The organism is Paenibacillus sp. FSL H8-0260 (assembly GCF_045040625.1).
GTDB classification, from domain to species: domain Bacteria; phylum Bacillota; class Bacilli; order Paenibacillales; family Paenibacillaceae; genus Paenibacillus_AQ; species Paenibacillus_AQ odorifer.
In genome coordinates this window covers 6,066,182-6,087,712 of the sequence record NZ_CP150298.1, presented here as the reverse complement: position 1 = coordinate 6,087,712, position 21,531 = coordinate 6,066,182, and the positions used below count along the sequence as shown (strand labels likewise).

General features: G+C 47.9%; 20 protein-coding genes. 17 read left to right on the top strand and 3 right to left on the bottom strand.

What is annotated here, in order from left to right; genetic code table 11:
• The first annotated feature begins 125 nt into the window (after positions 1-125).
• From MHI51_RS26990 to MHI51_RS26955, 8 genes are all read left to right on the top strand, one after another.
• Complete coding sequence (locus tag MHI51_RS26990) at positions 126-902, top strand: ABC transporter ATP-binding protein (protein ID WP_036680296.1); 777 nt, start codon at positions 126-128, stop codon at positions 900-902.
• Positions 903-1,007: 105 nt separating this feature from the next.
• The gene (locus MHI51_RS26985; protein WP_076185456.1) at positions 1,008-1,811 is read left to right on the top strand and encodes an ABC transporter permease; all 804 of its coding nucleotides are present in this window, start codon (positions 1,008-1,010) and stop codon (positions 1,809-1,811) included.
• A gap of 35 nt (positions 1,812-1,846) precedes the next feature.
• Complete coding sequence (locus MHI51_RS26980) at positions 1,847-2,734, top strand: ABC transporter permease (RefSeq protein WP_405173388.1); 888 nt, start codon at positions 1,847-1,849, stop codon at positions 2,732-2,734.
• Between the two features lie 24 nt (positions 2,735-2,758).
• A complete protein-coding gene (locus MHI51_RS26975) occupies positions 2,759-4,366 on the top strand; it encodes an FAD-dependent oxidoreductase (protein WP_076128751.1) in 1,608 nt (535 codons plus the stop codon).
• Positions 4,363-4,695, top strand: coding sequence for a ferredoxin family protein (locus MHI51_RS26970; RefSeq protein WP_076128750.1), 333 nt, complete (start codon positions 4,363-4,365; stop codon positions 4,693-4,695). The genes MHI51_RS26975 and MHI51_RS26970 overlap by 4 nt, the downstream gene beginning before the upstream one ends.
• A 47-nt stretch (positions 4,696-4,742) precedes the next feature.
• A complete protein-coding gene (locus MHI51_RS26965; protein WP_076277137.1) occupies positions 4,743-5,807 on the top strand; it encodes an ABC transporter substrate-binding protein in 1,065 nt (354 codons plus the stop codon).
• 158 nt (positions 5,808-5,965) lie between these two features.
• Entirely contained in the window at positions 5,966-7,576 is a 1,611-nt protein-coding gene (locus MHI51_RS26960) for an FAD-binding protein (RefSeq protein WP_076185452.1), read from the top strand.
• On the top strand, positions 7,573-7,914 hold the full coding sequence (locus MHI51_RS26955) for a 4Fe-4S binding protein (protein WP_076099941.1): 342 nt from the start codon (positions 7,573-7,575) through the stop codon (positions 7,912-7,914). The genes MHI51_RS26960 and MHI51_RS26955 overlap by 4 nt, the downstream gene beginning before the upstream one ends.
• A 66-nt stretch (positions 7,915-7,980) precedes the next feature.
• Here the strand turns inward: MHI51_RS26955 and MHI51_RS26950 are convergent, their stop codons facing one another.
• A complete protein-coding gene (locus MHI51_RS26950) occupies positions 7,981-8,526 on the bottom strand; it encodes a glutathione peroxidase (protein WP_038573366.1) in 546 nt (181 codons plus the stop codon).
• Positions 8,527-9,149: 623 nt separating this feature from the next.
• Between MHI51_RS26950 and MHI51_RS26945 the strand changes: the two genes are divergently transcribed.
• From MHI51_RS26945 to MHI51_RS26920, 6 genes are all read left to right on the top strand, one after another.
• Positions 9,150-10,226: a bifunctional 3-deoxy-7-phosphoheptulonate synthase/chorismate mutase gene (locus MHI51_RS26945; RefSeq protein ID WP_076185451.1), complete on the top strand. Its 1,077-nt coding sequence runs from the start codon at positions 9,150-9,152 to the stop codon at positions 10,224-10,226.
• A 195-nt stretch (positions 10,227-10,421) separates the two neighbouring features.
• Complete coding sequence (locus MHI51_RS26940; RefSeq protein WP_405174078.1) at positions 10,422-11,864, top strand: SulP family inorganic anion transporter; 1,443 nt, start codon at positions 10,422-10,424, stop codon at positions 11,862-11,864.
• 189 nt (positions 11,865-12,053) lie between these two features.
• Complete coding sequence (locus MHI51_RS26935; RefSeq protein ID WP_076137019.1) at positions 12,054-12,536, top strand: Rrf2 family transcriptional regulator; 483 nt, start codon at positions 12,054-12,056, stop codon at positions 12,534-12,536.
• Between the two features lie 21 nt (positions 12,537-12,557).
• Positions 12,558-13,556: an LLM class flavin-dependent oxidoreductase gene (locus MHI51_RS26930; RefSeq protein WP_076128737.1), complete on the top strand. Its 999-nt coding sequence runs from the start codon at positions 12,558-12,560 to the stop codon at positions 13,554-13,556.
• Positions 13,557-13,750: 194 nt separating this feature from the next.
• The gene (locus MHI51_RS26925) at positions 13,751-14,524 is read left to right on the top strand and encodes a hypothetical protein (RefSeq protein WP_405173387.1); all 774 of its coding nucleotides are present in this window, start codon (positions 13,751-13,753) and stop codon (positions 14,522-14,524) included.
• Positions 14,525-14,629: 105 nt separating this feature from the next.
• Positions 14,630-15,463 carry a prohibitin family protein gene (locus MHI51_RS26920; RefSeq protein ID WP_076128733.1) on the top strand — a complete coding sequence of 278 codons (834 nt, stop codon included), beginning with the start codon at positions 14,630-14,632 and terminating at the stop codon, positions 15,461-15,463.
• A gap of 417 nt (positions 15,464-15,880) precedes the next feature.
• Here MHI51_RS26920 and MHI51_RS26915 read toward each other — a convergent pair whose 3' ends face one another.
• Positions 15,881-16,873, bottom strand: a complete 993-nt coding sequence (locus MHI51_RS26915) for a ketoacyl-ACP synthase III (protein ID WP_076277142.1) — start codon at positions 16,871-16,873, stop codon at positions 15,881-15,883.
• Between the two features lie 10 nt (positions 16,874-16,883).
• Positions 16,884-17,225, bottom strand: a complete 342-nt coding sequence (locus MHI51_RS26910) for a hypothetical protein (protein ID WP_076219607.1) — start codon at positions 17,223-17,225, stop codon at positions 16,884-16,886.
• 297 nt (positions 17,226-17,522) lie between these two features.
• Here MHI51_RS26910 and deoC point away from each other — a divergent pair, with 297 nt between their 5' ends.
• The 3 genes from deoC (at position 17,523) to MHI51_RS26895 (ending at position 21,085) form a co-directional block, all read left to right on the top strand.
• On the top strand, positions 17,523-18,200 hold the full coding sequence (deoC, locus tag MHI51_RS26905) for a deoxyribose-phosphate aldolase (protein WP_076219608.1): 678 nt from the start codon (positions 17,523-17,525) through the stop codon (positions 18,198-18,200).
• A gap of 311 nt (positions 18,201-18,511) precedes the next feature.
• Entirely contained in the window at positions 18,512-19,804 is a 1,293-nt protein-coding gene (locus tag MHI51_RS26900; protein WP_405173386.1) for a homocysteine synthase, read from the top strand.
• Positions 19,805-20,014: 210 nt separating this feature from the next.
• Positions 20,015-21,085, top strand: a complete 1,071-nt coding sequence (locus MHI51_RS26895) for a hypothetical protein (RefSeq protein ID WP_405173385.1) — start codon at positions 20,015-20,017, stop codon at positions 21,083-21,085.
• The last annotated feature ends 446 nt before the right edge of the window (positions 21,086-21,531 follow it).

Genomic DNA, 21,531 nt, shown 5'->3' with positions numbered 1-21,531 from the left:
AAATATTATAATTCCAATTGATTTACTTTGAATAATGATTGCCGACTGTTCCTACAGAGGTATTGCGAATGTAAAAACGCAATGCCTCTGTTTTTTTGTCCATACAGATTAAAGGAGGGGTCAAGGTGGGAGAAGCGTTGCTGTCTATTTCGAACCTAAATAAACGTTTTGAGTCTGCCGGTGGTCATGTTCAAGCACTCCATAATGTAGATCTCCATGTACAGGAGGGCGAATTTATTACAGTCATCGGCCCCAGCGGCTGTGGAAAAAGCACACTATTACGCATCGTAGCCGGTCTGGATAGCGGGTACACTGGCAGTGTCACCCTGGAAGGGGCGGAGATTGGGGGTCCTGGGATCGATAAGGGTTTTATTTTTCAGGAGCATCGCCTCTTTCCCTGGCTTACCGTTGAGAAGAATATTGCCTCTGATTTACCGCTAGGGAACAAGGAGGTTAGGCGGAAGGTCGATGAATTGATTGATCTGGTGAAGTTAAATGGATTTGAGAAATCTTATCCCCGCGAGTTGTCGGGAGGGATGGCCCAGCGGGTGGCAATAGCTCGTGCACTTCTGCGCAATCCGAAAATACTGCTGCTGGACGAACCGTTTGGTGCACTGGATGCATTCACTCGGGCTCATATGCAGACGGTATTGCTGGACATTTGGCGGGCTAACCAAACAACCATGATTTTTGTGACACATGATATTGATGAGGCTGTGTTCTTGGGGAATCGGGTAGTGATTCTAGAGCCGCGTCCCGGGAAAATACGTAAAATTGTACCGATAGATTTACCGTATCCACGGAAAAAAACAACGACCTCCTTTCAAGAGCTGCGTTTGAAGGTGTTGAATTATTTTGAAAAGGTAGATGAGCTAGAGCTTACAGACGGAGCCGGAATATAAAATAGGTCGACCATACCCATGGAGACTTTCGAAGGCATTACATTCGAGGGTCTCTTTCTGTTTATTTAAAGTGATTGTAAATCTGGAAAAAGGTGGGTACAAAGTATGACAAATCGGGCTGTAGCCATAAGAACTTCCGGAAGACCCGGAAAGGCGGCAACACTAGGACTTGGTCTTTTGCTGCCGGGCAGTGTGCTAATTCTGTGGCAGACGCTCGGGCATTATGGAATGATCTCGGAGATGCTGTTCCCTACGCCGTATACGATTGCGGAATCTTTTGTAACTTTAGCGGCTTCAGGCGATTTGTGGCCGAACTTTAGGATCAGCTTGGTCAGAGCCTTTTCTGGATTCCTGCTAGGTGGTGGACTGGGGCTGCTGTTAGGACTTCTCGTAGGTCTGTTCCGCAGATCGGAGAAGCTGTTAGATCCCTCCCTGCAAATGATCCGCATGATTCCCAGTCTGGCGGTAGTACCGCTGTTCATTTTATGGTTCGGGATCGGTGAGGAGTCGAAGGTGCTATTGATTGCCAAGGGAGCTTTTTTCCCGCTTTATATTAATACGTTCATGGGAATTCGCGGCGTGGATAACAAGCTGTTCGAAGTTTCCCGGGTACTTGGCTTCAGCCGGTTGAAGCAGATTGGCAGGTTAGTACTTCCAGCAGCGCTGCCGAACATTATTCTCGGAGTGCGTCTCTCTCTAGGGCTTTCTTGGCTGGGGTTAGTAGTGGCAGAGCTTATTGCATCTACCTCAGGCATTGGGTACATGATGTCCGATGCGCGTCAATTTGCGGACACACCAGTGGTGTTCGTGGGGATTATTATTTTTGCCGTAGCTGGATTGTTGAGTGATTCCATTGTTCGTTACATTGAACGACGGTTGTTGAGATGGCAAGACAGTTATCGCGGATAACCTTGAACGCTCATTAAACAAAAGGGGGATGCACCATGAGCGATGGAGTAGAAGCTATTATCAAAAATACTAAAAGAGCCAGAGAAACGCTGGATAGCGGCGGCACAGCTCCTTTATCCAAGAAGACACCGAAGAAACCCGCAATACAAGTTGCATGGAAACCCCTGCTCTCTGATTGGGGAATAGGTGCAATTATCCCGGTGGTGACGTTAGTCCTTTGGCAGCTGGCAGGGAGTACGGGGCTGGTCTCAGCAACCTTTTTGCCGACTCCGCTTTCGATTGCAAGAGCTTTTACCGACTTGTTGGTTACTGGAGAGTTAACTCATCATCTGGGCGTCAGCATGGGTAGGGCGGGCATCGGATTTCTTATTGGAGGTGTGTTGGGTCTTCTATTCGGCGTACTGACTGGCTTGTTTCGCAGTGTAGAATATGTGCTCGATCCTAGCGTACAAGTGCTTAGGCTTGTTCCCCATTTAGCTATAGCGCCGCTCATTATTCTCTGGTTCGGGTTTGGAGAGATGTCAAAAGTTGTGATCATTATGACAGGCTCATTTTTTCCGCTCTATATTAATACATTTATGGGCATCCGCAATGTGGACAATAAATTGTTCGAAGTAGCTCGTGTATTGGGATTCAGTCCATATCAGAAGCTGCGCAGGCTTATACTCCCGGCGGCGCTGCCCGGAATTTTGTTAGGGCTAAGATTGTCGCTGGCTGTAGCTTGGATTGGTTTGGTTGTAGCAGAGCTTATTGGATCACAGTCAGGTATTGGTTTTCTTATCAATGAGGCGAAGCAGAACTCTAATACGGATGTTGTATTCGTAGGCATTATTATTTTCGCAATTGTCGGTAAGCTGATCGATTCCTTGTTCCGGATTATTGAACGAAAGTTCCTGTTCTGGCGCGATAGTTACGAAGGCTAAACAAACTGAGGAGGTCTTAAACATATGAGTGGATCGGTGAAAAAAGGATCGGTGAATTTGGTGGCAGACGTGCTCGTTATCGGAGGAGGTCCGGCAGGAACGTGGGCAGCCCTTACTGCATCAGCGAAGGGGGCCAAAGTAATCCTTGCAGATAAAGGGTACTGCGGTTCAAGTGGGGCAACGGCACCGTCGGGAACGGGAGTCTGGTATGTGAAGCCGGATGAGAAGCTCCGGAAAGAGGCAAAAGCAAGTCGTTATGCGCTTGGCGGGCAGCTGGCTGAATCTCGCTGGATGGACCGGGTGCTGGATCAAACCTATGCCAATATGAACAAGCTGGGTGTTTCCGGTTATCCATTCCCTGTAGATGAGCAGGGCAATCAATTCCGAAGAAGTCTGCAAGGACCGGAATATATGAAATTAATGCGTAGGCTGGTGAAAAAGGCAGGCGTTAAAATTCTAGATCACAGCCCAGCCTTGGAACTCCTGGCAGATGAGCATGGCGTAGCTGGAGCGGCTGGAGTTCATACCCAGAGTGGAGAAACCTGGACTGTTCAGGCAGGAGCAGTCGTCATTGCTACCGGAGGGTGCGCCTTCCTAAGCAAGGCACTTGGCTGCAACGTGTTGACCGGAGATGGCTATCTCTTTGCTGCTGAGGCTGGGGCGAATCTGTCCGGCATGGAATTCTCTAATGCCTATGCGATCTGCCCTACGTTCTCTTCGGTGACCAAGACGGCGTATTACAGCTATGCCAGCTTTTATTATGAGGATGGAAGCGTTGTGGAGGGAGCCGGTTCCAAGAAGGGCCGTTCTGTAATTGCCCGGAATTTGTTGGCAGGTAATCAGGTGTACGCCAAGCTGGATGGGGCACCAGAGGATTTGAGACCGCTGCTGCGGGTGGCGCAGACGAACTTTTTCCTTCCTTTTGACCGCCAGGGAATTGATCCGTTCAAGGATGCGTTTCCGGTTACTTTGCGGCTCGAAGGCACGGTTCGGGGGACGGGTGGCATCCATATTACAGATGAAAGCTGCGGCACAGGTGTTCCCGGACTTTACGCGGCAGGAGATGCGGCTACCCGCGAGCTGATTTGCGGAGGTTTTACTGGCGGTGGCAGCCATAATGCGGCGTGGGCGATGTCTTCAGGTTCTTTTGCTGGTGAAGGAGCTGCTGTCTATGCACAGAGTCTGGGGTCGCACGCTGCGCAGCGTAGTCCAGTCGGCTTATCATCATCACCACTGGTGCATCAGGAAGTGAAGCCGGGAGTGGCGGCCCAAACGGCAGAGTATGTGTCTGCTGTACAGGCTGAGGTGAAGCCGTATGACATCAATTTGTTCCGGACAGAACAAGGGCTGACTTCTGCACTAGATCGTCTGGATGGATTGTGGAAAGAGCAACGAAGCCGCGAAATTCAGCGTACGCCAGAAGGGGTCAAGGCACGGGAAGCCGAAGCCATGACCGCAACAGCCCGCTGGATGTACAATTCTGCACTTGCTCGTACAGAGACGAGAGGCATGCATAAGCGTGAGGATTTCAAGGCTACAGATCATGGCCAGCATCACCGCTTGATCAGTGGCGGATTAGATCAGGTATGGGTGAAGACGGAAGCCGTGGCTAAGGAGGGTGTTCTATCGTGATTGAGGTGATCAGCGCTGCCAGATGTGTAGAGTGCAACCAATGTGTATCTGTCTGCCCGACTAATGTTTTCGAACGGGTAGAGGATGGCATTCCTGTTATTGCCCGGCAGAGCGATTGCCAGACTTGCTTTATGTGTGAGCTGTATTGTCCTGTCGATGCTCTCTACGTTGCACCAGACTCTGAGAATATTATTGGTGTGACAGAAGCGGAACTTCAGGAGCAGGGACTACTTGGCGGTTATCGTGAAAAAGTAGGCTGGGGTAAGGGCAGGCAGCCGGTAGCAAGCCATGAATTTATGTATAAATTGGCATCGAGGGCAGGGTTCTGAGCTGGATCAAGATTTAAATAAATAGCATAAACCTAGGGGGAGAAACAATGAAACAAGCGTACAGAGAGATTCAAGGGAAACGTTCTAGGAAGATTCGGTTTGCACTTTTAACTACAATTATGATGGCCATGCTGGTGCTTCAGGCTTGCGGAAATAATACGGGCGGCAATGGAGCGTCTGCCTCCGGGGGATCAAATACGGAGAAGGCGGGAGAAGAGGCCACGAGCACGAGCAATGTTCCAGCGGTATTGAACTTTGGGTTTATCGGTTCCAACAAATTGAATGTGCCCGGCGGTGCAGAGGGTTGGGGCTTTTATAAAGGGATTATTCAAGAAGAGTTGAAGAAATACGGCATTACTGAAGTAAAGCTTACTGGCTTTCCAAACGGTCCGGATCAGACAGAATCCTTGATTAGTGGTCGGCTGGATATCGGCAGTCTTGGAGATACACCTGCTATTATTGCCTACGCTTCTGGGGCCAAGACCCGTCTGATTTCACAATCTTCCGCGAACACGATTGGTTATTTGATCGGCAAGAAGGATGGGCCCAAGACGGTGAAAGATCTGCAAGGTAAAACTATCGCGATTCAAAAAGGCTCCTTCATGCACCGATATGTAGTTGGATTACTACAGGAAGAAGGCGTGACCGACTACAAACTCGTGCATATGCTCATTCCTGATGCTACTGCAGCTTTAGCCCGTGGAGATGTAGATGCTACAACAAATCTAGGTGTTCCTGCGCTGAAGCTGATTGACCAAGGTTACACTCACTTGGATGATGCCTCGAAGCACCCGAACCTGCTTGGTTCTAGCGCAACAGTTGTGTCTGAGGATTATCTGGCGAAATTCCCTGATTTTCCGAAGGTATGGAACGAAGCTAGAGAGAAAGCCTTGGCAGACTTGAAGCAGCATGAAGATGAGTATTATCAATTTCTGGCTGAAATCGGAGATACAACGCCTGAGCTGGCGAAGCAAGTGAATCCGATTAGTGATATCAAGGATACTGCGTTCACTGATGAAGGAACAAAGCTGCTGGACGGTACCAAAAACTTCCTCGTCGAAGAGAAGTTAGCGAAAAAAGACTTCAATATTAGCGATTGGCAGCTGAAATAAGTTGCTTAAAGGTTGCTTTAATTGAACTTAAGATTCTTCTGTAAAGGTAATTGAGTGACTGCGGTGAATGTTTGGACTTTCGGCCGCCTCTCCGCCACTTCTCCCTTTAGTGATTTTTAAGTTCAACTAACTCAGCTAATGGTGTAGGAGGAAAAAATATGTCGCAGCTTAAGAAGGAAATGACAGTGGATGTCCTCGTGCTTGGCGGAGGTCCTGCTGGGGCGTGGTCGGCATGGAGTGCAGCCTCGCAAGGCGCAAAGGTAGTCCTGGCGGATAAGGGCTACTTGGGCACTAGTGGCGCAACTGCACCGGGAGGAACAACGTTGCTCGTTATTCCTCCCATTGCCGAGCTGCGGGAGCAGGCAGTGCAGGCCAGACTTAAGGCCGGCGGATATTTGTCGGAGAATGCTTGGATTCACCGGGTGTTGGATCAGGTCGAACAGAACCTGGCTCAAGTGGAGCAGTGGGGGTATCCCTTTCCGAAGGATGGAGAAGGAAACTCACTGCGCACTCACCTCCATGGACCAGAATATATGCGGATTATGCGAAAAGTTGTGCGCAAAGCAGGGGTCACAATCCTCGATCAGTCACCAGCGCTGGAACTTCTTCACGATGAACACGGTGTCGGTGGAGCGCGTGGGATCAACCGCCTGACAGGAGAGTCCTGGGAAGTGAAGGCTAATGCCGTTGTGATGGCTACCGGCGGCTGTGCTTTTCTCAGCAAAGGCCTTGGTTGCAACGTGCTGACAGGGGAAGGATTGTTGATGTCCGCAGAGGTGGGTGCTGATCTTTCGGGTATGGAATTCAGCCGCCAATACGCCCCAAGCTTTGCGGACGGAACCGTAACACGTGGCCGCATGCTGGCTTGGGCCACCCTTTATGATGCGGACGGTCATCCGTTGCATAGAGGGGATCGGACCTTTGGCAGCATTCCTGAGCTGATGCTGAAGGGTCCGGTTTACGCTTCGCTGGATCTGGCGGACACCGCGGAGAAACAGGATTTTCTGCGCAAAGCGCATCCAATTTTCTTCATGCCGCTGGAGCGGGCGGGAATTGATGCGTTTAAGCAGAAATTCCCGCTTACCCTGCGCTATGAGGGCACGATGCGCGGCACTGGGGGTCTGCGCTTGAGCGGTACGGATTGCCAGACGACCGTGCCCGGACTCTATGCGGCCGGAGATGCCGCATCTCGCGAGAAAGTGACCGGCGCCATCTCCGGCGGCGGGGCTTATAACGCTTCCTGGGCCATGTGCAGCGGAAGCTGGGCTGGGCAGGGAGCCGCGCAGCATGCGCTGTCCTGCCGAGGACAGGCGAACAGCCGCAAGCTGACCGCAGCGGGACGCTACGGGCTGGCGGCTGGCGCCGATGCCTCGGAAACGCTGGAGGTGAAGCCGCTAATCGCGGCAATCCAGCGTGAAATCTTGCCGCTGCAGATCAATTATTTCCGCAGCGAGCCGGGCATTTCTTCAGCCTTGAAGCGGCTGAATGCCTTGATGCCCTATTTGAACGGGCAGGCTCCTGCCAGCGTTCAGGGCATCGTGCAATCGCGTGAAGCCGCGGCTATGCTCGCGGTCGGCAGGTGGATGTACACCGCGGCACTCGCCCGGAAAGAGACCCGCGGACTGCAAAAGCTAGCGGAATATCCGGAGCTTGATCCGCGCCAGACTCACCGGCTGATCTTATCCGGTATTCAACATATAAGCGTCAGTACAGAGGCTGTGCCCCATGCTCATGAACTGAATGCGCTGAAGGAGGGGCAAGCGATATGATCGAATTAATCAGCTTGGAGCGTTGTGTTGGTTGTAAGCTGTGTACGAAAGTATGTCCGACGAACGTATTCGAAATGCAGGGGAAGATTCCGGTCATTGCCCGTCAGGAAGATTGCCAGACCTGTTTCATGTGTGAAGCTTATTGTCCTGTAGATGCTTTATACGTGGCACCACAGGCGGATCAGCTGATCGGTGTAAATGAGGAGGCGCTGATTCAGTCAGGTGTGTTGGGAAGCTGGCGTGCTGAAATCGGCTGGGGACCTGGTGCGAATGGTTCGATGGCGGAGAGGGACACGACTCCTTATTTTGAAGTGTTTACCGAGCAGTACCGAACATGATTAAGCAGATGCCTAAACCCAAAAAATCCGCCCGAAAGCTGGGCGGATATTTCATATATTAGAAACTTATAGCAGGGCTTCGATAGCTGGTTCAATATCCAGCGGGTCCACCGTAGATTCGAATCTAGTGACCACATTGCCTTCGCGATCAATCAGGAATTTAGTGAAGTTCCACTTGATTTCGTCATTGTTCAGAGCCTCTGGATCTTTGTCTTCAAGCATGCTTTGCAGCAGCTTTCCTGAAGAATGGTTGATGTCGAACCCTTCAAATCCAGCCTGTTCTGTTAGGTAGGTGAAAAGAGGGTGTTTAGCTTCGCCTTTTACGTCAACCTTTTCAAAGAGTGGGAAGGTTACCCCGTAATTGATTTGGCAAAATACATTAACCTCTTCATTGCTGCCGGGTTCTTGCTCTCCAAATTGATTGGAAGGAAAGCCGAGAATTTGGAGGCCGCGTTCCTCGTACCGCTCATAAAGCTTTTGCAGATCTGAATATTGGTGGGTAAATCCGCACTTACTTGCTGTATTCACTATCAGTAGCACTTTACCTTTGTATTGCTCTAGCTCGATATCTTTTCCCCGAATACTGCGTGCTGAATATTGATAAATGCTCATGGCTGCTACATCCCTTCAGTTATCTATGCTTTTTGAAAAAGAACAGGAAATATTTATAATAATTAAATTGTAAACAATTCAATTATCGCTGTCAAACAATTCAGCTTGAAGGAATTGGAACCGTAATTGCAAGGTTGGAATAGGATAGATAATGGGTATGGATCAGTCAAAAAAATTTATTGCGTTAAAGCTACTCTGCGTTCCATTATTATCTTGCATCGGGAACGTTTTTTGATTAAGATAGCAGAAACCAGCGCAAAAGCCGCGCTGACATAGATAAGGACTATGACGAAGAGAGTAAGCATTATAGCGGATCTTAACAGGGAAGGCGTGCCGGAGACTGAGAGCACCCTCATGAGACGATTAATGCCGAAGTTCACTTCCGAGTCGGCCCCTGAAGTAGTTTGTCACAGGTTGTGGCAGGTATGAGTAGGGAGGCCCGCGCCCCGCGTTACCGGGTGAAAGACAGAATTAATTCTTAGTCAGGGGAATATGAGATTCTATTCCTTTGTGCTAGTATTCGGGTTAATTCTAAATAAGGGTGGTACCACGGCTCCTCGTCCCTTGCGACGGGGGGCCTTTTTGCGTTCCAAATTATAACAAAAAGAGGGAGTGGAAGGGTAATGAGTAACGTGGAATTGGATGTTCTTAGAGGTCGTCTGGATGAAATTAATGGGCAATTGCTGGAGCTGATCTCCGAGCGGGCTAAGATTGTTCAGGAGATTGGAGGAGTTAAAGAAAAACAAGGTGTCCCTAAATTTGATCCAGAACGGGAAAAACAGATGCTGGATAAGCTCGTAGCGAGCAACAAAGGCCCTTTCACTAACGGGACGATCCGTAGCCTCTTCAAACAAATTTTCTCAGCTTCTCTGGACTTACAAACAGATGATCATAAAAAAACTTTACTGGTAGCCCGAAAGAGCCACAAAGAGGATACAGTGATTGTTCTGCCGGGAGATGTAACGGTTGGCGGTGCTTCTTCACTGATGGTAGCCGGTCCTTGCTCCGTGGAAAGTGAACTACAGACTCGCACCGTAGCTGCCGCCCTGCAAAAAGCCGGAGTACGTGTAATGCGTGGCGGTGCCTTCAAGCCTCGGACTTCACCTTATGATTTTCAAGGACTGGGAATGGACGGTTTAAGAATATTACGAGAAGCAGCAAATGAATATGGACTGCTGACCATCAGCGAAATTGTAGATCCAAGACATATTGAAGAGTCACTTGATTATGTGGATATCATCCAGATCGGTGCACGTAATATGCATAATTTCGAGCTGCTAAAAGCGGTCGGAGAAGTCGACAAGCCGGTGCTGCTGAAACGTGGATTGGCTGCCACACTCGATGAATTCATCCATGCAGCGGAATACATCATGTCTCGTGGAAACACACAGATCATGCTGATTGAACGTGGAATTCGTACCTATGAAAAAGCGACCCGCAATACGCTTGATATCTCAGCAGTGCCAATTCTCAAACAGGAATGTCATTTGCCAGTATTGGTTGATGTAACTCACTCGACAGGCCGCAAAGACATCCTTATTCCATGTGCGAAAGCCGCACTCGCAGCTGGAGCTGACGGCATAATGGTGGAAGTGCATCCTGATCCTGCAACCGCATTGTCTGATGCCGCTCAGCAGCTGAACATTGATGAATTCAACACCTTCTTTAATGAAGTGAAGGCTTCCGGATTGTACCGGTAATCTAGAAATATAGAATTTGCATGATATTTTAAGGATTCGCTAGAAAATGAGGTGTATAAGCGCTTACAAGTCTAACTAATCTTTTTGTGAAGGTGAAGGTGGGTCGAGTACAATAAGCAACATTAGCGTTGCACCGGCCCCGGGTCTTTTCTGACAAAAGATCCACACATTTTAATAGTCACAGGAGGAAAATAGATTTTGAAGCAGCTTACCTTAAATAATGGGTGGTTTTCTAACACTCGAACCGATATTTTATCGGGGATGACCGTAGCCGTTGCGCTGATTCCTGAAGCGATCGCTTTTTCGATCCTGGCGGGAGTAAGTCCGATGGTTGGTTTATATGCCTCTTTTTGCATTGCGATTGTAACGGCACTTACCGGAGGCAGACCCGGAATGATCTCGGCGGCTACGGGAGCTATGGCTCTGTTAGTCGGAAGTCTCGTACTAGAACACGGAATAGAGTATCTGTTCGCGGCAACTGTACTGGCTGGTGTGTTTCAGATATTGATGGGGATGCTAAAGCTGGGGCGGTTTATCACCTTTTTGCCACAGCCGGTCATGACGGGTTTTGTCAACGCGCTGGCGATACTAATTTTTATGGCACAGCTTACCCATTTTAAAGGACAAGGCTGGGTGATGTACGGACTGGTAGCTCTGACCTTGCTTATTATCTACACGGTTCCTCGGTTTACCAAAGCCGTACCTTCAGCACTTGTAGCGATTGTTATTGTTTCTATTCTTAGCATCGCTCTTCATCTGGACGTAAGAACCGTAGGCGATATGGGGAATATTACAGCAACTTTGCCACTATTCCATCTCCCACAAATCCCATTTACGCTGGATACGCTGCTTATTATTTTGCCATATTCACTTTCGCTGGCTGTAGTTGGGCTATTGGAATCCCTGATGACTGCCACCTTAATAGATGATATTACGGGCACAGGTAGTGATAAGAACAGAGAGGCGAAGGGACAGGGGCTTGCGAATGTAGTCACTGGTTTTTTCGGAGGGATGGCAGGCTGTGCGATGATTGGCCAATCGATGGTTAACATGAAGTCAGGAGGACGCACGCGTCTGTCCACGTTTGTATCAGGGATCTTTTTATTATTCTTAATTATCGTACTTGGCGATGTGGTGAAGCAGATCCCGATGGGGGCGCTCGTCGGCGTAATGATAATGGTCTGTATCAGCACCTTTGAATGGGGCTCACTCAAAACTTTAACCCGTATTCCGCTAAGCGATGCGCTGGTTATGATTGTGACGGTGGTCACTGTGGTGGTTACGGACAACCTTTCTATTGGGGTTTTGTTTGGAGTTCTGCTAAGTGCTTTAACGTTTGCTTGGAAAATAGCTTCGATCCGCCTAACTGTTCAGGAAGCAACCTCTTCCAAAACATATGCGGTATCCGGCCAGTTGTTCTTCGGCACGACAAGCCACTTCATTCATGAATTCGCCTACGATAGCGATCCGGATCATATTATTATCGATTTTTCACACTCCCATGTGTGGGACCAATCCGCTGTCCATGCCATAGCGAAGACGATGAGCAAATACGCCGAGCATGGTAAAAAAGTCACCATTACCGGACTTAATGACCAGAGCTCACAGCTGGTTCAGCGGGTGGGATTATCCATATAAAAAAAAGATTGCGCTATATGCGCGATCTTTTTTTTATAGCAGATATTAACTGGAAGAAAGGCCAGCAAGGTTTTACTTTGGGTTTAAAATAATATAAAATATAAAGTGGATAATGTTTATCCGCTTTATACGCGGATGGTATTATCTACAGTTTGAATCAAGCTATTTACGTAAATCGAGGTGCTGTACATGCATATGAAAACAGGGGTAGAGCAGTCGGTATATGCACTGGTTCTACTCAACATGCTGCCGGATAAGGCGGTGTTGTCTGGGGAAGCGATTAGCCAGCAGCTCGGAGCATCGGCGACCTATTTTCAGAAACTGTTAAGAAAGCTGGTAACCGCAGATATCATCACGTCTGTTCCCGGCATTAAAGGCGGTTTTAAATTAAAGAAAAGCCCTGAAGATATTCGTGTATATGACGTTTACCTCGCGGTGGAAGGCCAGCAGTCGCTGTATTCATCGAATGGTATTCTGGTAGATATGTTGGATTTAGAAAAAGAAGACAGCTGCTGCCTGTTATCGAATCTGATGGAAGAAGCTGAATCCTCTTGGAAAGCCGTATTAAAGCGGGAGACTATTGCTTCGTTGTCGGAGGAAATGCGTGGTGAACGCTTTAAAGATAAGATTGCAGCCCTAGAGGAATGGGTTAGTAATAAAATGGTCATCTAACCAAAGAAGGGATGTATTCGCATGAGATTAAGCATATTGGATCAGGCACCCGTGACAAGCGGCAACACTGCGGAAGGTGCCCTGAATAAAGCAGAAGAACTCGCTATTTTAGCAGATGAGCTGGGATATAGCAGAATGTGGATGGCAGAGCACCATGGCGGAAATACATTTGCTAGCTCAGCTCCGGAAGTAACGGCTGCCCGTTTAGCCGCCAAGACCAATCGTATTCGAATCGGCACCGGCGGTGTAATGATGATGCATTATTCTCCGCTTAAGCTGGCTGAAGTATTTAAAACGTTAAGTGCTTTTTCCCCGGGGAGAATTGATTTTGGTGTGGGACGAGCTCCTGGTGGCGATACAAGCGCCATGTACGCTTTATCTGAAGGCCGTGAGTTAATGCTGCATAATATGTATGACAAGCTTGGCATTACCATGCAGCTGCTCAGTGATCAGATTCCGGAAGATGAGCTATATGCCAAAAATCTCGCTGCTCCAACGAAGGTGGCGCTCCCTGAAGTATGGTTGTTAGGCTCGAGCGGCAATAGCGCGCGAAAAGCTGCACAAATGGGGGTCGGATACTCCTTCGCACAATTTTTTAATGGTGCGATGAGTAATGAAATCTTGGACCATTACCGTAATAACTACCAGCCTTCTATCTTTATGGACAAACCAGAGATCAGTGTATCCTATATGGTGACCACAGCAGAAACGAAGGAAGAAGCTGAGTATGAAGCATTACCGCAGGATATTTTTCGGTTGATGATGAGTAAGGGCCGGATTACTCAGGTGCTGACACCAGAAGAAGCTCAGAACATTTCGCTATCGGAAATTGACCGGATGTCAATCAAGGAAGGGCGCAAGATTCATTTAGTTGGTGCGGTTAAAGACATCGCCGTACGTTTGCAAGAAGAACAAGCACAATATGGATTCCAAGAAGCAATGATATGCAGCATCCCACATTCGCAGGAGAAACGGCTGGAGGTTTACCGGCTGCTGGCGCGTGAACTGCTAGGCTCTTGATTCTGGATAGCTAACCTTAACCCGCATTTGATGCGGGTTTTTTGTATGCCAATTTAATTTTTTTTGATCGAAGTAGGTCCTCAAAAGACAATAAATTAACCCTCCCGCCTCCTAAAAGTAACATTTGAATGCCTAACTTCATCTATGATTAGTGAAAGATTTATTTTTAAAAAGAGGTTAGGAAGTGATCAAGGATGTTTCCTTTACATAAATCCGTTACGCTGACAGCCTTGCTTCTAATGAATCTGCTGGCAGGTTGCCAACCTCAGGTGGACCCATCCCCCGCTCAATCGGCTAACGACTACCACACCTCAAGACCGAAGCCAACAAACACCGCTGCTAACCTCATTAAGCTGGAGTGGAACCTGGTGGATACAATGCCCATAGTCTCTCAACTAAGTGCTCCACCCACAGGCGCTACTTTGATTACAGAGAAGAAGCTGGAGGATTTTGGAGGAGTCAAAGTGAGTGTGTATACGATGGCTAGTGACGAAGACTATGTGTATGCCAGAACTTCTACTTCCAAAGGACAATACAGTCTAGGGGCGATAGGAACTTATAATTATCGTCAACCGGAGAATATCAAGGTAGAAGTAGTGCGGCTATTTAGCGAAAAGGTGTTGAAAATCACCGGGGGACTAGGAGCAAATAACTCGCTCAGTAACTATTATTTAATCGACGAGAGCGGTAACCCCTCGGGTTTGCTGCAAATTGATACCGGACATTCCAAAGAGCTGGATGTTGATCAGGATGGATCTTTTGAGGGTGTAGCCGCACATGGAAATCCAATGAGTGCCTATATTTACCGCTGGAATGTTGATCACGCTGAGATAACTTTTGTTAATGATGCTTTAAAGGCGGACTCCGTGGTGCTAACGGATGAAGGAATATATGAAGCTTCTAATAGCGGGGACAAGCAGAGCAAGAAATTCCGGTTGACCGTAGAAGGATTGATCCCAGAGCGGTAACGCCATGACCACTGCTGTTGAAATATTTCCTGCGACCATTTACCCTAAACCTCCGTATAGACGGTTAAGCTTGAATGATTATCCATAATCTAGGAGGGGTATTGGATGAATATGCAAATGAATCCGAAATTGAAACAGCTGCGTCCGGGAAAAATAGTCACCGGTATTGCAGCGGTGCTTATTGTATTGTTGATCGGCGCGAACTCTTTTGTATCTGTGGAATATGGGCATGTAGGTTTATACAAAACCTTTGGTAAATTAAATGACAATACATTGTCACCCGGCATTCATTTTAAAATTCCATTTATTCAGACGGTGATTCAGGTCAATACACAGGTAACGAAGGCGGAGACCGATACTTCAGCCTCTTCAAAAGATCTTCAGCCCGTGTCCACACATGTGGCGGTGAACTATTCCGTAAATAAGGCTTCCGCCTTTAATCTGATGAACAATATCGGAGGTAATTTTGATAGTGTAATTATTAATCCGGCCATTCAAGAAATCGTTAAAGAAGTGACAGCCAAATATCCAGCAGAGGATTTGATTACGCGTCGTGATGTAGTGTCGAGTGAGATCAGTGAGCACTTAACCGCTAGGCTGGCAAAATATGACCTGATCGTCAACGATATTAACATCGTTAACTTTAAATTCTCGGAGGCATTTAACCAGTCGATTGAAGCAAAGCAGGTCGCCCAGCAGCAGGCATTGAAGGCCGAAAATGATCTCCGGCGGATTGAAATTGAAGCGAAGCAAAAAATCGCCCAGGCGCAAGCAGAGGCTGAATCTTTAAGACTTAAGAAGCAAGAGGTTACACCTGAGCTGGTGCAGCTGAAGCAAATTGAGGTTCAGGAGAAAGCGCTGGAAAAATGGAACGGCGTGTTGCCATCTGTAACAGGGGGAGCCACACCTTTTGTGGATGTTCAATCTCTGACTAAATAATTCATTATTGGGTTTCAGATTTATTTCACAATTTGCTGTTCTGTGATTGAGATCGTAGCTGTCTGCTTCAACAGAGTATTTATTATCCCTTTACGCTTACGGACTCAGAAGATGTTATTTGTAAGTTTTAAGGCTTAGGAGCATGGCTTCGGACTCCAGTGGCGCTATCCATTAGGTAGAGGTTCGGATTTGGTGTTTTTTATGCCAATAGCGGCTATGGGGTCCGATAGTTTCCCAAATGTGCAATTAGGCTGCCTATAAGGTCAGCTGTGTCCGATAGTGGCTCGTACGCAATAATTCTCCCTATTTTACCTTATATAATTTCGGGTTTGGCAATAAGGACAGCCCATAGTGTATCAACAACTGATCCTCTGATAGGAAAGCCCTACTTCTATAGAAGTAGGGCTTTTTATGCTATTAATATTGATAAAGCATCGTAGGAATTTGCCAGCCAGCGCCAACTGACCAAAAGAAGACATAATCGCCACGTTTGATTCGTCCGTCCTCGACTCCGCGTTGAAAGGCGATAAAAGGACTGCTTGTGGCTGTGTAGCCGAACTCGTCGCCTACATAAATGAACTTTTCTGCGGTTAGCCCAAGTCCGATTTGGATGAGCTCGATATTTTTCAGTGAGAATTGTGAAAGGCAGAATGCAGAGATATCATCCGTAGTCAGACCGTTGCGTGAGAGAAGCTCCTTCATATCCGCTATAGCCGCATCCACACACACTGTACCGTCAAAAGGGGTCCACCGTATCCGAATCTGCTCTGGGGTCATACCCTCTTGATAAATATTCGACAGGCCGCAGGCCGGGAACATAATATTCTCGGAGCCTTCAGAATCGGTGTAATAAAGGGAATCTATGAAGCCTGCATGCTCACTGCTGCGCTCTAGAATCACTGCTGCTGCGGCGTCCCCAAAGTTAGGGTAAGTAATTTCATCATCTGTATTGCAGTTCACTGAGCTGTAGTCGCTTCCTACAACGAGTGCGTACCTGATGCTGGGGTTGGCTTGCATATAACGACTTGTCTGCTCCACGGCGGAGACCATTCCTGCGCAGTTAGCATTGGAATCCTGCGTAATGGTCCGGTGTTTACCTTGAAGCATACGGTGTAGGAGAAGTGCATTGGTAGGATAGGTGTACTCTGGCGTCTGTGAAGCGAACATGATCATGTCCATATCCTCACCTTGCAAATTCGCTTCGCTAAGCACTTTTTGGGCAGCCTTTAATCCCATCGTCAGAGCATTTTCACCCTGTTCTTTTACGATGTATCTCCGGTCGCGACCCATGACTTCTAGGAATCGTTTGATGTCCTTGCCCATACTCTGAAAATGCTTCAGATAATATTCGTTATCTACGATATGCTCTGGGTGGTAATAAGCAGCTTGGCGAATCGCTATATGTCCCAAGTGGCGCCTCCTATGCTTCAATAATTTCGTAATTTTCTAATTTCGTTGCCCGTGCCACTCGGCTTAACTGCATTTTTAGGACAGGGCTTTTGGCAATAATAAAGGTTACTTTTTTAAATCCGGATTGTTTGTACAGTATGTAGCATTGCTCAAGCATGGGAAGTGTGTCCTTTGAGGATACATTCAATGTCTTGCAATCTAGGATGATCTCATATTGTTTCGGGTCGAATGCACTTATGATTTGGTTGTACTCATTAATGAAACGTCCTGCATCTTCTGGCGACATAGTTCCTTCGACTTGTACATTCAGTTTTTGATGTGCAGCATTTGTGGCGAAATTGAAGGTTCCCATTTTTGATTAATCTCCTCCTAAGTTTTATCTAAGAAAAATTTTGATGAATAGGATAAAAAAACCTATTTATCTAAGACTATTATCGTATTTTTAATTGGGAAAGTTTAGGGGATTAAACCTTTATTTTTTTAAAAAGATAATTTAGGGAATGAGAAACTACTTAAAATCCATAAAATCTGCACAAATTAAGGTTTGAGGTAGGCATGCCCACCCTGTTTGCTTTGCAAAGCACAGTTCTATTGGTATGATTACAGAGATGAAAAAAACTACTATCCAAATCATGGAGGAATAATAAAAATGAGCGAAATTACACTATCGGGGATCATTGATCATACACTGCTTAAAGCAGATGCACGGAAAGAAGACATTATTAAATTGGCGGAGGAAGCTAAAACTTATAAGTTTGCTTCTGTTTGCGTAAACCCTGCTTGGGTAGCTACTGCCCATGAATTGCTGAAAGATACGCCTGAGGTTAAAGTATGTACAGTAATCGGCTTTCCGCTGGGGTCATCGACAACAGAGAGCAAAGTATTCGAGACTACCGATGCTATCGCTAAAGGTGCAGGCGAGGTGGATATGGTCATCAATATCGGAGCATTAAAAGATGGCAACGATGAGCTGGTTAAACGTGATATTGCAGCTGTTGTAGATGCAGCGCGCGGCAAAGCCCTGACAAAAGTCATCATTGAGGCTTGTCTGTTAACGGAAGAAGAAAAAGTTCGTGCCTGCAAGCTATCTGTTGAGGCCGGAGCAGATTACGTAAAAACATCCACTGGATTCTCTACAGGCGGGGCAACGAAAGAAGATATCGCGCTTATGCGTGCTACAGTTGGACCTAATATCGGGGTAAAAGCTTCCGGTGGTGTACGTAGTGCAGAAGATGCACATGTAATGGTACAAGCAGGTGCAAGCCGTATTGGAACTAGTGGTGGTGTAGCGATTGCTAAAGGCGAAACAAGCCAAAGCAATTACTAAGCCGAAGGGCTGAATCGGAAGCGGCGAGTGAGGAGGACAAGCTCATTCGCCGCTGTCCTGATTCAAACTATTAACCGATCAGCTTGATTAGCGATTGTGTTTTATACATAAGGTTGAGGTTTTTATTAATTTATATTGAAAGCGTTATCCAGTAGGTAGAGGACACTAGCAGAAGCATTTGACCAAAGTACAATAATTCACACCGGAATAATGAGATTTTTTTCTTTTCAAATGACGTGGTTTGTGAGAGAATGGGTACAATTCAAAATTGTTAATCATTTCTATACTTAATTATAGGGGAGGAAATACCTATGTCAGAAGATCGCAAGCTGTCGTTTGAAACTTTGGCTGTCCATGCAGGCCAGGAAATTGATCCAACTACTTTCTCACGTGCTGTACCGCTTTATCAGACCACTTCCTACGGGTTCCGGGATGCTGATCATGCAGCGGATCTGTTCGCGCTTAAAGAATTCGGTAATATTTATACTCGGCTGATGAACCCAACTACGGATGTATTTGAACAGCGTGTGGCAGCACTTGAGGGCGGGGCAGGTGCGCTTGCTACAGCTTCCGGGGCAGCGGCTATTTCCTTTTCCATTCTAAATATTGCGGGCGCTGGGGATGAAATTGTATCTGCAGCAAGCCTATATGGCGGGACTTATAATTTATTTTCGACAACACTGCCTAAGCTTGGTATTAAGGTACATTTCGTAGATTCGGATAATCCTGAGAACTTCCGTGCTGCGATTACAGATAAGACCAAAGCCTTGTATGCAGAAACAATCGGCAACCCACAGGGAAATGTTCTGGATATTGCGGCAGTTGCAGCGATCGCCCATGAACATGGGATTCCTCTCATCGTAGACAATACGTTCCCAAGTCCATATTTATTGCGTCCGATTGAGCATGGTGCAGACATTGTTGTCCATTCGGCAACCAAATTTATCGGCGGACATGGTACATCCATTGGCGGGATTATTGTTGACGGCGGTAAATTTGATTGGAAGGCAAGCGGTAAATTCCCAGGTCTTACGGAGCCAGATCCAAGCTATCATGGAGTGGTTTATACGGAAGCGGTGGGCCCGATTGCTTATATTATTAAAGCCCGCGTTCAATTGCTTCGCGATTTAGGGGCGGCGATTTCACCGTTCAACTCTTGGATACTGCTGCAAGGTCTGGAGACTCTTCATTTGCGGATGGAACGTCATAGCCAGAATGCGCTGAGGGTAGCGCAATATTTGGAGGCACATTCAGATGTGGAATGGGTAAGTTATTCGGGACTTCCTACGCATCCATCTCATGAATTAGCGCAAAAGTATTTGCCTAAAGGCCAAGGTGCGATCCTTACTTTCGGTATTAAAGGTGGAAGTGCTGCGGGACGTAAGCTGATTGAGAATGTGAAGCTGTTCTCTCATTTAGCGAATGTTGGGGATTCCAAGTCATTGATCATCCACCCAGCGAGCACAACCCATGCACAGCTGTCGGATGAAGAGCAAATCACAGCCGGAGTAACGCCGGAATTGCTGCGTTTGTCGATCGGGACGGAGTCCATTGATGATATTATCTATGATCTGGAGCAAGCTATTGCTGCCAGTCAACAATAGAAGTTTATATTTCGAAAAGCATTACCGCTCTGCGGTAATGCTTTTTTTGTTGCCTAAAAAAGTTGGAATATTCATCGGATTTGGCAACGCTTGCATATTTCAGGTGTGGCTCCCGTATTTATAAGTGAGGTAGGTAATGAAATGTCGGTCGCTTATGTTATATAGCTTGGCATACCGGCAGCAATCCAAAGATAAAGGGTGGGTGCGAGGATGAAGGGTGAACGTCAGCAGGATGGTTTGCGGAGTAGTGAAGAGCGCCCGTTCAAGTTCATGTATAAGGCTGGTGATCGGACTGTGGGAATGGAAATGAGCCAAGCTGGATCCGTAGCCTCCGCTGCCGCAGAATTTATCGCTGGAGTAGAGCAGAGGGATGTCATTGAGCCTTTGAAGCGGTCTTATTTTAAGCGGCCGGGGGAACCATCGACATTCCTAGTGCTGCGTGAAGGAAGAGAAGAACGTCTTGCTGGACGGGAAGGAACAAGGACTGTTCAAGCGGGCCCGTGTTTGATACGGAGTGAGGAATGGCTGCTGGAACCAGAGCTGTTCTGTCTTTATGAGAACTGGTTATCTAGCGAGGATGAACTCCAAACAGCGCGTATTCTGCAGCGAATCTCTTATCGTCTGCGCGCAGCTGTTGCCGAGCTGCTTGAATCGCCAGATGGTGAATGGGCAGCGGTCACCCTGCTGCATCCAGAGTCGCTTGCGGTGGCGCAGCCCGCTAAGCTTGCCGCGCTTCAGGACGCGCAGCTCGAAGCGCTGTTCGCTGCGGTGGCGGAGAGCCAGCGGCAAGGCGGCGATTGCCGCCTTGACCTGCTGGTCGCCTACACCGCAAGCGCAGCCGAATTCGCCGCAAAGCGCGAATTCATCGAAGACGTGGCCGATCAGACACTCGGCCACGCTTATGCGGCGGCATGCCGCATCGGGGCGCTGATCGCGCCCGATGTGGAGCCTGCCGCCGCTGCGGAAATCGCGCGTATCGCCGATTTCCTAGTGCTGGACGGCGCGGCGGGCGAGCACGCGCCGGAAGAGACCGCCGCGGAGGAATTCGCCCTGGCGGCGGGGAAGATCTTTGCCGCCGTGACGAACGTGAAGCCGGCGGCGGTGGTGCTCGCCGCGGGGACACCGGCGGCGTCGGCTTTGGCCGATCTGTATCAGATCGGGCTCAGCGGGATCTTTTGCAGCGCCGGTCAGCGGACCGAAGCGCTGCTGAGAGCGGCCTGCCTGATCTGGATCGCCAGGCAGCGTGAAACGCTGGATACTGCCGCCGGGGGAAGGCAGTAAGCTTTTTCTGCTGAACGATACGGTGCAGCTCATATAAGAATCGAAAAAAGACTTCAGAGCAGCGATTATCCGGTTATCGGAGAATCGTTGCTTTGTTTTTTTGGTCGTTAGCTACCTGCTTCAACAGCGTACATATATCCCTTTACTCAATCACTATACTCAACCTCCGTGCTCAATACTGTGCTCAACCTCCGTGCTCAATACTGTGCTCAACCTACGTACTTAAACTAATCTGCACTCATGCTTTGGATGCAACCTCCGAACTCAACCTCCGAACTCCCACCCTGTGCCCAACCACCGCACTTAAACTAATTTGCACTCATGCTTTGCATTTAAAGTCTGCACTAACCTCCGCACTCCTCAACCCCCGATGCTTAAGGACCCAGATGACGCTATTTGCCTGATTTTAGCTTTTTAAGCGTAGTTTCGGACACCAGAGATGCTAT

What these genes read in the sequence shown, in the direction of transcription:
- MHI51_RS26985 (WP_076185456.1), top strand. Translation starts at nt 1,008, where the DNA reads ATGACAAATCGGGCTGTAGCCATAAGAACTTCCGGAAGACCCGGAAAG.
- MHI51_RS26980 (WP_405173388.1), top strand. Translation starts at nt 1,847, where the DNA reads ATGAGCGATGGAGTAGAAGCTATTATCAAAAATACTAAAAGAGCCAGA.
- MHI51_RS26975 (WP_076128751.1), top strand. Translation starts at nt 2,759, where the DNA reads ATGAGTGGATCGGTGAAAAAAGGATCGGTGAATTTGGTGGCAGACGTG.
- MHI51_RS26965 (WP_076277137.1), top strand. Translation starts at nt 4,743, where the DNA reads ATGAAACAAGCGTACAGAGAGATTCAAGGGAAACGTTCTAGGAAGATT.
- MHI51_RS26960 (WP_076185452.1), top strand. Translation starts at nt 5,966, where the DNA reads ATGTCGCAGCTTAAGAAGGAAATGACAGTGGATGTCCTCGTGCTTGGC.
- MHI51_RS26955 (WP_076099941.1), top strand. Translation starts at nt 7,573, where the DNA reads ATGATCGAATTAATCAGCTTGGAGCGTTGTGTTGGTTGTAAGCTGTGT.
- MHI51_RS26950 (WP_038573366.1), bottom strand. Translation starts at nt 8,526, where the DNA reads ATGAGCATTTATCAATATTCAGCACGCAGTATTCGGGGAAAAGATATC.
- MHI51_RS26945 (WP_076185451.1), top strand. Translation starts at nt 9,150, where the DNA reads ATGAGTAACGTGGAATTGGATGTTCTTAGAGGTCGTCTGGATGAAATT.
- MHI51_RS26935 (WP_076137019.1), top strand. Translation starts at nt 12,054, where the DNA reads ATGCATATGAAAACAGGGGTAGAGCAGTCGGTATATGCACTGGTTCTA.
- MHI51_RS26930 (WP_076128737.1), top strand. Translation starts at nt 12,558, where the DNA reads ATGAGATTAAGCATATTGGATCAGGCACCCGTGACAAGCGGCAACACT.
- MHI51_RS26925 (WP_405173387.1), top strand. Translation starts at nt 13,751, where the DNA reads ATGTTTCCTTTACATAAATCCGTTACGCTGACAGCCTTGCTTCTAATG.
- MHI51_RS26920 (WP_076128733.1), top strand. Translation starts at nt 14,630, where the DNA reads ATGAATATGCAAATGAATCCGAAATTGAAACAGCTGCGTCCGGGAAAA.
- MHI51_RS26910 (WP_076219607.1), bottom strand. Translation starts at nt 17,225, where the DNA reads ATGGGAACCTTCAATTTCGCCACAAATGCTGCACATCAAAAACTGAAT.
- deoC (WP_076219608.1), top strand. Translation starts at nt 17,523, where the DNA reads ATGAGCGAAATTACACTATCGGGGATCATTGATCATACACTGCTTAAA.
- MHI51_RS26900 (WP_405173386.1), top strand. Translation starts at nt 18,512, where the DNA reads ATGTCAGAAGATCGCAAGCTGTCGTTTGAAACTTTGGCTGTCCATGCA.
- MHI51_RS26895 (WP_405173385.1), top strand. Translation starts at nt 20,015, where the DNA reads ATGAAGGGTGAACGTCAGCAGGATGGTTTGCGGAGTAGTGAAGAGCGC.